This window comes from Streptomyces longispororuber, assembly GCF_014656095.1.
Taxonomy (GTDB): Bacteria; Actinomycetota; Actinomycetes; order Streptomycetales; family Streptomycetaceae; genus Streptomyces; species Streptomyces longispororuber.
In genome coordinates this window covers 46,117-60,719 of sequence record NZ_BNBT01000038.1, presented here as the reverse complement: position 1 = coordinate 60,719, position 14,603 = coordinate 46,117, and the positions used below count along the sequence as shown (strand labels likewise).

11 protein-coding genes are annotated in these 14,603 nt (G+C 73.7%); 4 read left to right on the top strand and 7 right to left on the bottom strand.

Annotation, left to right across the window (positions count from 1 at the left end; all coding sequences use genetic code 11):
* Window positions 1–92 precede the first annotated feature (92 nt).
* Both IE330_RS15080 and IE330_RS15075 read left to right on the top strand, forming a co-directional pair.
* Window positions 93–647, top strand: a complete 555-nt coding sequence (locus IE330_RS15080; protein ID WP_190136498.1) for a DUF5753 domain-containing protein — start codon at window positions 93–95, stop codon at window positions 645–647.
* Window positions 629–838, top strand: coding sequence for a DUF397 domain-containing protein (locus tag IE330_RS15075; RefSeq protein WP_190136497.1), 210 nt, complete (start codon window positions 629–631; stop codon window positions 836–838). The genes IE330_RS15080 and IE330_RS15075 overlap by 19 nt, the downstream gene beginning before the upstream one ends.
* A 421-nt stretch (window positions 839–1,259) precedes the next feature.
* Here the strand turns inward: IE330_RS15075 and IE330_RS15070 are convergent, their stop codons facing one another.
* Window positions 1,260–2,873, bottom strand: a complete 1,614-nt coding sequence (locus IE330_RS15070) for a glycoside hydrolase family 3 protein (protein ID WP_190136496.1) — start codon at window positions 2,871–2,873, stop codon at window positions 1,260–1,262.
* A 487-nt stretch (window positions 2,874–3,360) separates the two neighbouring features.
* On the opposite strand from IE330_RS15070, the gene IE330_RS15065 reads away from it, so the two are divergent.
* Entirely contained in the window at window positions 3,361–4,383 is a 1,023-nt protein-coding gene (locus IE330_RS15065) for a zinc-dependent alcohol dehydrogenase (protein ID WP_190136495.1), read from the top strand.
* Window positions 4,384–4,396: 13 nt separating this feature from the next.
* Window positions 4,397–5,347: a Gfo/Idh/MocA family protein gene (locus IE330_RS15060; protein WP_190136494.1), complete on the top strand. Its 951-nt coding sequence runs from the start codon at window positions 4,397–4,399 to the stop codon at window positions 5,345–5,347.
* Window positions 5,348–5,601: 254 nt separating this feature from the next.
* On the opposite strand, the gene IE330_RS15055 is transcribed toward IE330_RS15060, so the two are convergent.
* The 6 genes from IE330_RS15055 to IE330_RS15030 form a co-directional block, all read right to left on the bottom strand.
* Window positions 5,602–6,438, bottom strand: coding sequence for a phytanoyl-CoA dioxygenase family protein (locus IE330_RS15055; protein WP_229925653.1), 837 nt, complete (start codon window positions 6,436–6,438; stop codon window positions 5,602–5,604).
* 153 nt (window positions 6,439–6,591) lie between these two features.
* On the bottom strand, window positions 6,592–7,740 hold the full coding sequence (locus tag IE330_RS15050; RefSeq protein ID WP_190136492.1) for an acyl-CoA synthetase family protein: 1,149 nt from the start codon (window positions 7,738–7,740) through the stop codon (window positions 6,592–6,594).
* Between the two features lie 73 nt (window positions 7,741–7,813).
* Window positions 7,814–9,154: a hypothetical protein gene (locus IE330_RS15045; RefSeq protein ID WP_190136491.1), complete on the bottom strand. Its 1,341-nt coding sequence runs from the start codon at window positions 9,152–9,154 to the stop codon at window positions 7,814–7,816.
* Window positions 9,151–11,292 (bottom strand): DegT/DnrJ/EryC1/StrS family aminotransferase, encoded by a 2,142-nt coding sequence (locus tag IE330_RS15040; protein ID WP_190136490.1) that lies wholly within the window; start codon window positions 11,290–11,292, stop codon window positions 9,151–9,153. Before IE330_RS15040 ends, IE330_RS15045 begins: the two co-directional genes overlap by 4 nt.
* 265 nt (window positions 11,293–11,557) lie before the next feature.
* Window positions 11,558–12,694: a radical SAM protein gene (locus IE330_RS15035; RefSeq protein ID WP_229925652.1), complete on the bottom strand. Its 1,137-nt coding sequence runs from the start codon at window positions 12,692–12,694 to the stop codon at window positions 11,558–11,560.
* Window positions 12,695–13,000: 306 nt separating this feature from the next.
* Window positions 13,001–14,602, bottom strand: coding sequence for an ABC transporter substrate-binding protein (locus IE330_RS15030; RefSeq protein ID WP_190136489.1), 1,602 nt, complete (start codon window positions 14,600–14,602; stop codon window positions 13,001–13,003).
* Window position 14,603: the final 1 nt, after the last annotated feature.

Below are 14,603 nucleotides of genomic sequence, written 5' to 3'. Positions count from 1 at the left end.
CACCATCTACCTCGCCGGACTCCACATCGCGGCCATCTTCATCTGGTCGGCACGATGATCCGAAGGAAACGGCCTAGCGCTACTCCGCAAGCTTGGAGGCACAAGCCTTGGGGCTACAGCAGTACGCCCCGAGCATCATGCCGGGACTGCTACAGACTGAGGCGTACGCGCGCAACCTGCTCCGAGCGGCGGGGCCAATCGATGAAGACGCTCTAGCTGAGGACGTTGTGGCGCGGATGAGCCGACAGGATCTCTTGGACCGCGAGGATGACCAGCCCGAGTACCGCGCGATCATTGATGAAGCGGTGCTGCGTCGGCCGTTGGCCGACCCCAAAGAGTGGCTGGGACAACTGGCCCACCTGCGCCACGTAGCGGAGCGACCAAACGTCACGCTCCAGGTTGCTCCATTGGCTGTTGGGCTGCACGGACTGACGAACACTGACGCTACGTTCCTCTGGCTGGCTGATGGGCGGATGGTGGCTTACGTCGAGACCGGGTACTCAGGCGAGTTGGTCGAGGACGCACGCAACGTGGACCGGCTTCGCAGGTCGTACGATCACCTCCGCGACATCGTGCTTTCACCGCGCGAGTCAAGCGACGTGATCACTCAGTACATGGAGGAAGCCCCATGCGAGCCCCCCGGATAGACGTGAACACCACGCGCTGGCAGCGTTCCAGCTACAGCAACCAGGACGGGGGGAACTGCGTCGAAATCTCCACCAGCTTCCCGGGAGTCGTCCCTGTGAGGGACAGCAAGAACCCGCAGGGTCCGATCCTCACGGTGTCCTCCGGAGCGTGGTCCCGCTTCGTCCACGGCTTCGCGCAGGCCGACGGCTGACTACTCCCTTAGCCACGTGACCAACGCATGACCAACAGCGGCCAGGAACGGGCAGAAGCAGCAGGTGAGGGTGACCAACCCGCGTAGGTCCGAAGGGCGGCCAGATCATGCGTTCCCGCAGGTCAACCAACCAATGAGCTGGTGCCCGAGAGGAGAGTTCAAGTCCCCCCTCGGACACCAGCGAAAAACCCCAGTTGATCTGGGGTTTTTCTGTTTTCCGGGCGGCGTCGACGGGGGCGCGTGCCCAGCAGGCGCCGTCCCGCACCGCCCAGCGCTGCTCGGCAGCGTTCTGCACCCCTCCGCCCGGATCCGGACGCCGACGTCGATTGTCAGTGGTCGCCCTTACCGTGTGTTCATGGATCAGAACACGTTGGAGTCGAGGGGGGACCGGTGCCGGTTCCAGTGCGGCCACGCGGTGTCCTCAGGGCACCAGCGTTCCCACCTGGCCCGGGGCCGTGAGGGTCCGGGAGGTGGTGTGCCGGGGCACGCCCGCGAGGAGCTCCGCCGCCGCGACGCCCGAGACCCGGGTCGCTCCGTGGGTGACCAGGTGGACGGCGCCGAGGGCGGCGCCCGTCGGGACGCCCATCTCCACGACGACGGCGTCCGGCCGCAGGCGCAGCAGCCGGGCGAGGGCCTCGGACATCCAGCGGTGCCGGGCCGCGTCGCGTACGACCACCACGAGGGTCCGGCCGCGCGCCGGTGCGAGGGCCGACCGGTCCAGCACGTCGTCGGAGCCGCTGGCCTCGGGTTCCGTCAGCCGTACGGAGGTCGTGTCCGGGCGCAGGGCGCGCAGCGGGTCCGCCACCCCCCAGGGGGTGCCCCCGTCCACGGCCGGGTTCATCACCGGGGAGAGCTCCACGACGTGCGTGCCCGCGCCGAGCGGCAGCAGCGGCTCCGCGCCGGCCTCCGGGGCCGGGCCGGTGGCCGGGAACCCCCGTCGGCTGAGGCGTACCGCCCGCCGCGCCGCCTCCAGGCCGACCTCGGAGCCGCCGCCCGTCCCCGGCCCTCGCGCCACGGTCCGCGACCACGCCCCCGACCAGGCCGCGAACGTCCGTACCCGCGTACTCGCCTCCGCGAGCCGGTCCTCCGGCAGGGCACCCTCCAGCACGGCCCGCACGAGCGCGTTCGTGAGCAGCTCCACGGTCGACCGGTCGGCGTTCTCGCCGCCCACGCAGACCGCGTCCACACCGCCCGCGACGGCCATGACCGCGGCCCCGTCGATGCCGTACCGGTCGGTGACCGCGCCCATCTCGATGCCGTCCGTGACCACCATGCCGTCGAAGCCCAGCTCGCCGCGGAGCAGGTCCTCCAGGATGCGGGGGCTGAGCGTCGCGGGCAGCGCGGGGTCGTACGCCGGCACCAGGAGGTGCGCCGTCATGACGGCCCGTACGCCCGACTCCATCGCGGCGATGAACGGCGGCAGCGCGGTACGCGCGATCTCCTCGGCCCCGCCGCCGACCTGCGGCAGGCCGAAGTGCGGATCCACGACGGTGTCGCCGTGGCCGGGGAAGTGCTTGGCACAGGCGGCGACCCCGGCGGACTGCAGGCCGCGGATCCAGGCGGCGGTGTGGCGGGAGACGACGTCCGTGCGGGCGCCGAAGGAGCGCACGCCGATCACCGGGTTGAGGGGGTTGGAGTTCACGTCGGCGCTGGGCGCGTAGTTCAGCGTGACGCCCGCCGCGTGGAGCTCGCGGCCGATGTCGTGGGCCACGCGCTCGGTGAGGTCGATGTCGTCGACGGCGCCGAGGGCGAGGTTGCCCGGTCTGGAGGCGCCGGTCCACGCCTCCATGCGGGTCACGTCGCCCGCCTCCTCGTCGACGGCGATGATCAGGTCCGGGTTCTCGGCGCGCAGCGCGGCGGTGAGCACGGCGACCTGCTCCGGGGTGACGATGTTCCGGCCGAAGAGGACCACGGCGCCCAGCCCTTCGGCGATCCTGCGGCGCAGCCAGTCGGGGGGCGCGGTCGTCCCCACGAACCCCGGCTGGAGCACGGAGTTGGCGAGTCGCTCCAGCGCCGGGTGACTGCTCGGGACCATGCCGGGACCTCCGGGGAAGACGGGAGAGACGAGAGAGACGGGAGAGCTGCGGAACTCGGGGAGTCGCGTGAGCCAGTGAGCCAGTGAGCCAGTGAGCCAGTGCCAGTGAGCCAGTGCCAGTGAGCCGGTGCGTCGGTGCCGTGCCCTGCGCCGTGGTGCCGCGGCGACCCGGTGACGCGGACGCACCCCGCATGTCTCCGCCCCGGAGCGACTTGGTACAGGCCAATCGGATGTTGACTCAGCCCGTTTGAGGCTGTCAAGGCATGCAACTGCCAGAAAACGGCAGGTGAACCGGCGACCGGCGGGGGTGCCCGGCCCACCGGCGGTGGACGCTCCCACTCCGCTTCACTCTCCGCTCAGCTCTCGCTCAGCTCTCCGCTTCGTTCCGCGGCCCGTCGCCACAAGGCGACCTTGTCGGACACCCGTGCGCGCGGTGGAATTCCTTCCGACGGACCCGGGCCGGGCTCGAGCGAGCCGAGGAGGACCCTTGCGGCGGTACGAACTTGTCGGACGGCGCGACATCAGGCTGGTCACGGACGCCCCCGTGCCGGAGCCCGGACCGGGGCAGGTGCTCGTCCGCGTCCGGGCGTGCAGCGTCTGCAACCGCAGCGACCTCGCCTACTACCACTACTACGGCCTCAGGGACCACTGCGCGACCGGCTGCTACGGCCACGAGATCGCCGGGGTCGTCGAGGCCGTCGGACCCGGCGTCACCCGGGTCGCGCCGGGGCGGCGCGTGTTCGTGCGCACCCCGCTGACCTCCGGGTACGCCGAGTTCGCCCTGGCGCGGGAGATAGCCGTCGGCGCGCTGCCCGACTCCGTGCCCTTCGAGCAGGGCTCCATGCTGCAACTGCTGCCGCTCGCGGTGCACGCCACGCGCGGGGTCACGCTCGGCGACCGGGTCGTGGTGATCGGGCAGGGGCCGGTCGGCCAGATGGCGTTGCGCATGGCGGTGTGGCGCGGCGCCGCGCACGTCACCGCCGTCGACCTCGACGCGTGGCGCCTGGAGCGCTCCACGCGGGCGGGCGCCGACGCCGTGCGCCGGGTCGACGGCAGCGCGGCGCAACTGGCGGCACTGAAGGAGGAGTTCGCGGCCGAGGGGGAGGAGTACGACGTGGCGGTCGACGCCGTCGGCACGCCCACGACGCTCAACGCCTGCGTCGGACTGGTCCGGCAGAACGGCCTCGTCGTCATGCTCGGCACCCACCACGTCGACACGCACGTCACCGTCGACCTGGTGACGTGGGAGCGCAAGGGCCTGCGCGTGCACAGCTCGGCCGAGCCCGTGGACACCGCGCGCGCCGAGGCGCTGGCCGTCGCCGAACGCCTCGCCCACCGCCGTACGGACCTGCTGCGCCTGCCCGACCTGCACACCCACACGTACGCCCTCGACGAGCTGCCCAAGGCGATGGAGCAGCTCTCCGCCAGCAGGTCGCTGTACCCGGACGCGGAGCGCGCGCCGTACGACGGGCCGCCGCCGAAGACCCTGAAGGTGGTCGTCGTCCCGTGACGGCGGCGGAGCGATGAGGTGGGGCGTCGCCGGGTACGGCGACGTCGTCGAGCGGCGGGTGCTGCCCGCGCTGCGGGCCCTCGACGAGGAAGTGGCGTACCTGTGGGGGCGCGACTCGGAGCGGGCGGCCCGCGTCGCCGCCCGGCACGGCGTGCCCGCTGCGGGCGGCGACGAGCGCGCCCTGCTGCGCGGGGTGGACGCGGTGTACGTGGCGACCCCCGTGGTACGCCATGTGCCGCTGGCGCGCGCCGCCGCGGCGGCCGGGCTGCCGGTGCTCGTCGAGAAGCCGCTCGCCGGAGCCCTGGCCGCGGCCGTCGACGCACGCACCGGCGCGCTGGACGGGCCGTGCGCCGGGGTCGCGTACTACCGCAGGCTCGCCCCGGCCGTCCGCCGGCTGCGGGCGGAGCTGGACGGGTGGACGCCCGCGCGCGTGGACGTGCGGTTCCGCTGCGCCTTCGACCCGGGGCCGGACCATCCGATGCGCTGGCGCACCGACCCGGCCGTCTCGGGCGGCGGGGTGCTCGCGGACGCGGGCAGCCACCGGATCGACCTGCTCGTGCTGCTCTTCGGGCGCCCGGCCGCCGTACGGGGGTCCCTGACGCACCGCTTCCCGCTGGGCGCCGAGCGCCGGGCCGAGGTCGAGCTGCGCTGGGCCTCCGGGGTGCGGGCGCGCCTCCTCGCGGAGTGGAGCGACGAACCGCCCGTGGACCGGATGGAGTTCAGCGGCGGTGGCCGCACCCTGACGCTCGACCCGCTCGACAGCGGCCGGCTGCGGTCCCGGGGCCCGGACGGTTCGTGGGAGGCGACCCTGCCGCCGGCGGCCAACCCGCACGAACCCCTCGTCGCCGACTTCGTCGACGCGGTCGGAACCGGGCGGCCGCCGGTGTGCCCGGTGGCGGACGCCCGTGTCGTCGACGAGGTCATCGTGGCCGCCGGGGACCCGGCCGCGACCTCCCGGAGATAGCGCCGCCACGGCTGTTCGGGCAGGGGCCCGGCCGGTCGGACACGCAGCCCCGTAACGGCGTACCGGACGCTCCGCGCGCGGGGCGACGGGCGCTCCTCACGCCCAGTACCGTGCGCTCCTCACGCCCAGTACCGCGTGCTCCTCAGGCGGCGTACGACGCGCTCCTCACGCGGGGCGCTCCCCGCCTCGCGCGGGATGGTACGCGCTCCTCACGCGGGGCACCCGCGCCCCTCGCGCGGCGTCCCGCGCGCCCTTCACGCCCCGTCGTCCGCCGACCAAGGGCGCAGCCAGCGCGGGTCCGGGGTGTCGTCCCGGCGGACGAAGCGGGTGTCGACGGAGAGGCGCATCGCCTCCGTGGTGGTGTCCAGGGACGCGTGGATGACGCTCGGTACGTGCACCATCAGATCACCCGCCGCGAAGTCCGCGCACAGCCAGCGGCGGCCCAGGCTGCGCGCGGTGAACTCCAGGTCGTGGCAGATCTGGCGCCGGTCACCGGGCCGGTCGGTGGTGTCGCGCAGCGGCTCGTAGGCCTCCGGGGGCAGCGTGTGCGAGCCCTCCAGGTACACCAGGGCGCCCGACCGCGGCGGGCAGTCGCCCACGGGGATCCACATCGTGACGACCCGGGGGGAGCCCCGGTCCATGTAGTCGAAGTCGACGTGGGCGCGCGAGGCCCGGCGGGTGCCCCGGTGGAAGTGGCGCAGGATGCGGCGCGGCAGCATCCGGGCGTCGCCGCCCAGCAGGTCGGCGGCGAGCCGGGCGAGGCGGGGGTCGCCGACGAACCGGTCGAAGGTCCGCGAGCGCACGAAGGCGTGCGCGGGGTGCCCGGCCACGCCGTGCTCGGGCAGCTCCGGTGGCACGTGGCCGGAGAACACGCCCTCCCTGGGGGTGGTGCCCGGCGCGAGGTAGGCGCGGGGCAGCCGCGCGAAGTAGGCGGCGCGCAGCCGCAGGACCTCCTCGCGGTCCAGGAACCCCGGCAGGTACAGGTAGCCGTCCGCGCGCAGCCGCTCCCGCAGGGCGGCGGGGTCCGGCAGCGGGGAGGTGCCGGTGGCGCGCAGCGGCCCGAAGAGCTCCGGCGAGAAGGGTATGGGCACACCGTTCGACGAGAGAAGCACGAGAAGTCCTTACGTCAGGGGTGGTCGAGAAACCGACGGGGACCGGCGCCTGAGGGGGGCACCCGGGCGAGGGGCCGTCGACAGTGGGGCGGCAGACGTCGACGGCGGGGTGGCACCCGGGCCCCGGGCGGTTCAGTAGACGCCTTCGACCGCCTCCCCGCCGCCGGTCGGTCCGTCGCGGAAGGGTTGGACGGCCGCCACGCCGTCCCAGGGGAACCACGGGTGGGGCCCCGTCCTGATGGCGCTGTCCCGTTCGAGGAGGTTGGGCAGGAAGAGGTCTTCGAGGAGGGTGGTGACCCGCACCCGGCCGCGCTCCCCGCGCGCCACCTCGCGCCACGGGTCCTGCGGGTCGACGACCTGCAACACCGCGAAGGGCGGCGGCAGGTGGTAGGAGTGGCCGGTGCCCCCGGGCAGCGTGGGGGCGCCCGGCACCGCGTCGGCCTGCAGCGCGTGGCCCGCCAGCGTGTTGCCGTACGTGTCGATCCACTGGACCCCGTCGAGGTGCTCCTGGCGCAGGAACGCGGCCTCCGCCGCGCTGCACGTGGTGCCGCCCGTGCACACCGCGCGGACGCCGTACGTGTGCAGCGGACGCGGCAGCCGCATGGCGAGTTCGAGGAGCAGCCGCGAGGTCGTGAAGAGCAGCGAGACGCGCTCGGCGGTCAGCAGCGTCAGGGTCTGCTCCACCAGGTGGGAGGTGTACGCGTCGGCCTCGCCGCCCGCGCGCAGGGACGCCTTCACCCAGCGCGGGTCGAAGTCGATGGCGAACACCGCGCCGCGCCAACTGTCCGCGAGGCCCTCCACGAAGTGGCCGTACGCGTGCGGGCCGCTCGGCGTCATCGCGAGGACGTCGCCGCCCGCGACGCCGCGCGCCTCCAGGACGGTGCGGTAGACCTCCACGTCGTACGCGAGACGCGTGACGTTGACGATCCGGCAGGGCGCGCCGGTGGTGCCGCCCGTCTCGAAGACGCGGAACGGCCGGTCGCGGTAGCCGCGCGGGCGCAGGTCGAGGGCGCTCGCGGCGCGCAGCTCGGCCTTGTCGAAGAGGCCGAAGAGCTCCAGGGCGGCGAAGCCGTCGACGTCCTTCAGCGGGTCGAAGCCGAGCCGGGGCAGCCGGGAGACCCAGAACCGCGAACCGGTGTCGGGCGAGAAGTGCCAGCGCATCATGCGCCGCGTCCACGCGTCGAGGTCCACGGCGAGCTCGGGCACACGCCCACGCAGCGTGTCGTACAGGGTGGCGAACGTGACCTGCGGGGCGTGCCCGTCGCGGGCCGTGTCGATCATGGGCCTCCTCCTGGGGTGCGGTGTCACGGGCCGGGGCGCGGACGTGCGGGGCCCGGCGGAGCGGGTGTGCGGCTCACGGCGGCGGGTGCGGGCGGCCCCAGGGCGGCCGTGCGGAACCCGGCGGTCCCTGCGCGGGCCCAGGCGGTCCCTGCGCGGACCCAGGCGGTCCCTGCGTGGGCCCCGGCGGATGCGAGGGCCCCGGCGGGTGCGTGCCCGGCGGGCGGTGGACGAACAGGGAGCCGTCGGCTATCCCGCGCGCGGCGTCGGCGGTGGCGCCGAGCACGGCGGCGAAGGGGAAGGGCACCTCGTGCCCGACGAGCGGGTGCGCGGTGTCGGCCGTGCCCCAGGAGCTGTCGAGGAGGACGAGGTGCGGCCGGACGTACAGCTCGCCGTCGCGGCCGGGCACGACCGCCGGTTCGCGGGTGAGCAGCCGGTCGCCGGGGCGCAGCCGGGTGCGCACGGAGGCGGCGGCCCGCTCGGCCTCGGCGGGGCCGCGGAAGGCGGTGAGCGGCCAGTCGCGGGCGGCGGGGTCGGGGGCCGGGCCCGGGTGCAGGCCGTCGAGCGCGGTGGCCAGGGCCTTCGCCACCGGCTCGGCGTCGGCGGGGTCCAGGCAGACCACGGTACGGACGTTGCTGCAGAACCGGCCCGAGTCGGCGGCGACCAGCGGCAGCAGCCAGGCCACCGCGTCCGCCGTCGCGAGGCCCGGTGGCAGCAGGGCGCAGCCGCGGCCGGGACCGCGCAGGGTGAGCGTGGGCGCGCCGCGCACCGAGGCGGCGAGGCCCGCGCCGCCGTACACGACGTGCCGGTCGGTGAGCTTGACCAGGCCGTGCAGGGCGCGCTGTTCGCCGGGGTAGAAGCCGATCCGCTCCGGGGGCCAGTCCGCCGCGAGCAGCGCGGCGACCAGGCGGGCCGCCGACAGCGGCTCGCGGCGGCTCGGGCGCACCCACACCGCGGCAGAACGCTCGGCCTGGTCGAGGACGGAGTCCAGGCAGGTGAAGGTGTTGCCGGGCAGCGCCACCAGGGCCAGCGCCCCGTCGGCGTCCGGCGGTTCACGGCGGGCGGCGCCCTCGCGCAGCATGCCGCACCAGCGCTCCACCAGCGGCCCCGGGAGGCCCGCGCTCTGCCACAGCGCCGTACGGAACTCCGCCGCGCTCTGCGGGCCGAGGCCGCCGACGGTCACCGTGCCGTGCGCGAACAGGTCCAGCGCGGCGAGGATCCGCGCGCGGCGGCCGGTGAGCGGCGGCAGCGTCGCGCGGGTCGCCTCCCACCGGCGGCGGTCGGCGTGCGCCACGATCTCCGGGACCAGCGCCAGGCGGCGGGCGGGGGAGCCCGGCAGGGGCGCGGTGTCCAGCGAGTCCCGCCACGCCCCCTGCCGGAAGGCGGGGACGACGGGGACCTCCGGCGCGGCGGTCACGACAGCTCGGCGCGCAGGGCCGCGACCACCCGCGTCTGCTCGTCGTGGGTGAGCGTCGGGTACAGCGGCAGCGCGATGTGGTGGCGCGCGAAGAGGCGGGCCCGGGGGTACGGGTCCTCGGCCGGAGCGGATGCCGTGGTTCCGCCGCCGGGGGGCGGTGCGGCCTCGGCGAAGTACGGCTGGTCGCACAGGAGGTGGTCGTACACCTCGCCCGCGAGGGCCACGCCGTGGCGCTCCCGCAGCCGCTGCTTCAGCGCGGCACGGTCGACGGACACGTCCAGGTGGGCGAGGTACTTGTAGTAGTTGCTGCGCGCCTCGGAGGGCACCACGTGCGCCCGCAGGCCGGGCACGTCGGCCAGCAAGGCGTCGTAGGTGTGCGCCAGTTCGCGGCGGGTGGCCAGGGTGCGGCCGAAGCGCTCCAGGTCGACCGCGCCGACGGCGGCGTGCAGCTCGCTCATGCGCCAGTTGCCGCCCGGCCGGTCGTGCAGCGTGGAGCCCTGCGCGCTCTTGCCGTGGTCGCGCCAGCGCCGTACGTGTTCGGCGTCGGCCGCCGCGTCCCCGCCGGGGCAGGTGACCAGGCCGCCCTCGCCGCTGACCGCCACCTTGGTGGGGAAGAAGGAGAACGCGCCGAACCGGCCGAAGGAGCCCGCGAACCGGCCGCGCAGGGTGGCGCCGAGCGCGTGCGCCGCGTCCTCCACGACCGGTACGCCGCGCTCCGCGCACAGCGCGAGGACCTCGTCCAGGGCGGGCGAGACGATGCCGCCGATGTGCACGGGCAGCACCGCCGCCGTGTCCGGATGCCGGTCGAGGGCGGCGCGCAGGGCGTCCGGGTCCAGGCCGAGCCCGTCCGGCTCGATGTCCACGAACGCCACGGCGGCGCCCGCCCGCACCGCGGCCGCCGCCGTGGCGAAGAACGTGTTCACCGGGGCGAGCACGGTGCGGCCCGCCACGCCGATGACGCGCAGGGCGATCTCCAGCGCCGCGGCACCGGACGCCACGGCCACGCTCTCGGCACCGGTCCAGGTCCGCGCGAGCCCCTCGAAGCGGACCAGTTCGGGGCCCTGGGTGAGGTGCCCGGAGGCGAGCGCGGCGTCCACCCGGTCCAGGACCGCGCGCCGGTCGGAGACGTCGAAGTGGACGCGCTGCGCGGGTACGTCGGCGGGGGCGGGCGGCGGCCCGGCCAGCGTCCGGGCGAAGAACTCGGTGGCGTACCGGACGTGCGTGCCGTGGCCCATCGCCAGCTCGTGCACCTCCAGGTCGCCCCCGGCCGCCGTGTGGGCGCGGCGGACGGCCTCGGCGGCGGCGCGCGCGTCGGCCGGTTCGAGGTAGGGGTCGGCGGTGCCGTACTGGAGCTGGAGCGGGGCCGGGGCGAGCGCGCCGTACAGGTCGGGCAGGTCGGCGTACTCCAGGACGCCGGGCAGCACGGCGCCCTCGTAGCCGGTGAGCAGGCGGTGGTACAGCGCCGGGTAGCTGCCCAGGTGGCTTGCCGCGCACACCGGCAGGGGGCGGGGCGCGAGCAGCGCGGTGTGCAGCGCGACCGCCGCGCCCAGGCTGTGCCCGAACAGGCCGACGCGGTCCGGGTCGGCCAGCGGGTGCGCGGCGAGGACGTCGAGGGCGCCCAGCGCGTCGCCGACGAGCGCGCCCAGGAGCGAGCGGCCGGTCAGCGCGAACGCGTGCGCGAGCAGGGCCCCCTCGTCGCGGCCCGCGCGGCGCCCCTCGTCGAGCCCGCCGCCGATGCCGTGCTCGAAGGACAGCGTGACGAAGCCGGCGCGGGCCAGGTGCTCGGCCACGTTGCGGTCGGGGAAGTCCGGGGTGGTCTCACCGGTGAGCTGCTCCATGCGGGCGTTCTTGCCGCCGAGGACCAGCACGGCGGGGCGCGGCCCCGTGGCTTCCTGCGGCGCGGTGACCGTGCCGTGGAAGGTGCCGCGCAGCGGCGATTCGAAGGTCAGGCGCTCGCGGTGCAGGCCGTCGGCGGTGGTCGTGGCGGCGGCCTTGGTGGCCAGCGGGGCGTGCTCGGCGCGGGCGAGGCGGGCGACGACGCCGCGTACGGTGCGGGACCAGGCGGGGTGGGGGGTGGCCGGGGTGAAGCGGAGCGTGGGCTCGGTGGTGAGCAGGTGGTGGGCGTGGGTGCTCTGCATGAGGGTGGGGCTCGCTCCTGTGGGTGCGGGTGGTGTGTGCCTGCGCGGGGCGCCCCAGACCCGCCCCTTCCCGAACCAGGGGGCTCCGCCCCCTGGACCCCCGGATATCGCGCTGCGCGCTCGTCCTCAAACGCCGGACGGGCTGGATTGTTCGCCGAGCGGCAGGTAATTCAGCCCGTCCGGCGTTTGAGGACGAGGCCGAAGGCCGATCACGGGGGGCCCAGGGGCGGAGTGGGTGGATGGGGCGGGTGGGTGGGAAGGGGGCTCAGACGAAGTCGGCGTGGAGGGTTTCGGGGACTTCGAGGGCGTACTGCGTCAGGGCGTCGTCCAGTTTGATCTGCCCCCGCTTGAGCAGTTCGAGCAGCTCGTTCTGCGGCCGGTAGAAGCAGGACTTGCACAGGTCGGTGCGGCGCGGGTTGGTGGCCTCCCACTCGGCGCGCGGACCGCCCTCCAGGACCTGCGGGTAGCCGAGGTCGACGACGTCGCCGATGCGGTACCGGCTGTTGAGGTGCACCTGCGGGCAGGGGTACAGATGGCCGTCGGCGCCGACGGCCGTCACGAAGCGGCTGTAGTGGCAGCGCTCGAAGTCGCCCTCGACGGCCTCGACCTGGTCCATCGGGCCGCGGTCCAGCTTGGGCACCGAGACCTCGAAGGAGTCCGTGGACAGCGCGGCGGCCTCGACGAGGGACGCGGAGATCTCCTCCATGACCGTCTCGATCGTCTCGTGCCCCATCGCGCTGTAGAACTCCGGCTCGAAGCGGACGTAGTGCGCCCCGGAGGCCTGGGCGATCCGCGCCGCCGCCACGATCTCGCGGTAGTTCTGCATCGTGATCACGTAGTTGAACCCGATGCGGAAGTCGGGGGCGACGGCGTGCTCGCGCAGGTGGCCGATGTTGTCGATGAACTTCGAGAACGTCTGCTCGCGGTCGCGCGTGATGTCGTTGAACGTGGCCTCGGTGCCCGCGTTCATGCCGACCCGCACCCAGGTGTGGGTGTTGACGACGGCGTCGGCGACCTTCGGGCGGCCGAGCCGGGAGCCGTTGGTGATCAGGCCGATGCGCAGGCCCACGCCGTGCCCGGCGGCGCAGATGTCCGCGTAGCCCGGGTGGATGGTGCACTCGCCGCTGCCGCAGAAGGTCACCGCGCGGCCGTCGTTCTCGGCGAACTCCTTGAGCAGGGTGATCGCCTTGTCGGTGGTGATGGAGTCCTTGAACGAGAACAGGTCGTAGAACTGCTCCTCGTTCGGCGAATGGAAGTTGCAGAAATTGCAACGCATATTGCAGGCGCCCATGATGCCGATCCGCATGTGGACCGGTTTGATCTCCTCGTCGGCCACGAATCGGCGCAGCAGGTCGCCGTGGGCCAGGACTTTCTGGGGGGAGTGCGCCTGGTCGAGACTCACCTCGGGGAGACCTTCGCGGTTCCGGGGGGCGGCCATTTCGATATCGCGGGCACCTTCAGTGCTGTTCACGAACCCCTCCACACGCTTTTGGCGGTGTTTAGCGTTGTCCGAGCGACCTTCGTGACGGTAGGAGAGCGCTTCCAGAAGTGTCAACGGGTCTAGACAACTAAGAAGTTGAGTAAACATCCAACGCGCGGTGGATTCCGGCCAAATGTGATCGGCACGTGTGGTTGTCATGTGCCGGGGGGTCGCGGCGCAGGTGAGGGGAGGGCGGAGAGCGCGGTGCGGCGCACGGGCCGCCCGGCCTCAGGGGCAGGGGTGGCGGAAGGTGTCCTCGAAGGTCCGGTACGTCGGCGCCGCGCGGGTGCCCCGCGGGGCCGGGTGCTCGACGACCGGCACCGGTTTGCACATCGGCCACTGCCGGGTTTCGGCCGACTGCTCGAAGGCGTACGTGCCGGCGGCGCCCTGGAGGCAGTTGGTGCACAGCAGCCGCCCGTCCCGCTCGACGAGGCCCGCATTGATAAGGGTGTTGTAGACGTCGTCCTTGGTGGGCGTGCGCGCCGGTTCCGGGGTCCTGTCGTCGCCGCCCTGCTTCTCGTTCGCTTCGGAGTACGACTTGTCGTAGGCGTCGGCCAGCAGGGTGAACGCGTCGTGGTACATGATCGCGTAACCGTCGTCGAGGGCCTTCTCGCCGATGCCGTACCGCTCGTCGAGGTCCTTGAAGACCCGCAGGAAGCCGCCGAGGCCCGCGGGCGCGCCCGGGGCGGGCCGCAGACCGCGCGTCCACCAGGCGGGCGTCACCGAGGAGGCCGCGACGATACGCGTCCTCGTTTCCCGCAGCATCTGCGTGAGTTCGTCCGTGGTCAGGGTCGGCTCAAGGCCGATGCCGACTTTCAGGATGCGCACGGGGCGGCTGCGGTCACAAGAAGGCTCCTGTGACAGGCGTTTCACCAGTGCCGGGAGATCCTGATCGCGACCTGCGAAGAAAACCGTGTCGGACTGGGTGAGGCAGATCTTCTGCGCGGCGGACTGGAATCGCTGCGGGATACCGGCGGCGGGCCCGGTCGAACCGAGGAAGGAGGCGGACCGCTGGCGCAGCCCGTAGGCCGTGCCGAATTTCTTCTCCAGGAGCCGGTGGAGATTGCGCGAGTACACGTCGTCGGGGCGGCTGTCGTAGACGAGGAACCCCTTTTCGGCGCCCTTGTTCTTCTTCAGATAGTGATCGAGCGCGTCCACGAACATGCTGTTGTTCGGTGAGGTCTTGAAGAAATAGGGGGCGTTCATGTCGGCGGACGTGATGACCGGGCCCACGGTCGCGATGCGCCGGGCGCTCAGCGCCTTCATCGCGTCCCGGGTCTCGGGCGTGCTGCTCGGCAGCCCCGTCACGCCGACCAGCGGCGAGCGGCGGTCGTCCGCGAGGTCCACGAGGTCGTCGACGACCGGCCGCCACTGGTCGAGGTCCTTGCCGTCGGGCGCCAGCAGGAGCTGATAGTGCGGCCCGCTGCCGCTGTTGGCCCGTATCTGGGCGGCGTGCGCGCCCGCCAGGGCGCGGCGGATCATGTCCGCGGTCATGGCGCTCGCGTCGTCCGACGTGAAGGGCATCATCAGCGCGATCCGCCCGTACGGCATGGGGGCCTGCCCCTGCTCGGGGTCCTCCCAGGCGCGCCGGACGCGCGCGTTCTCGTCCGCGACGGCCCGGATCAGCTCCTCCAGGCCGTCGTCGGCGTCGAAGGCGCCGTCCGTGACGCCCACGCACTCCCCGTCGCGCTGCACCAGGCCGCCCGCGCAGTCGTCGGGGCGCAGCGCCAGGTAGACGACCACGCCGACGGCGACGAGCACCAGCGGCACCAGGACGGCGACGGCCTTGTCGAGGGGGCCGAACCCGTTGCGGCGGCGGCTCAGACGCATG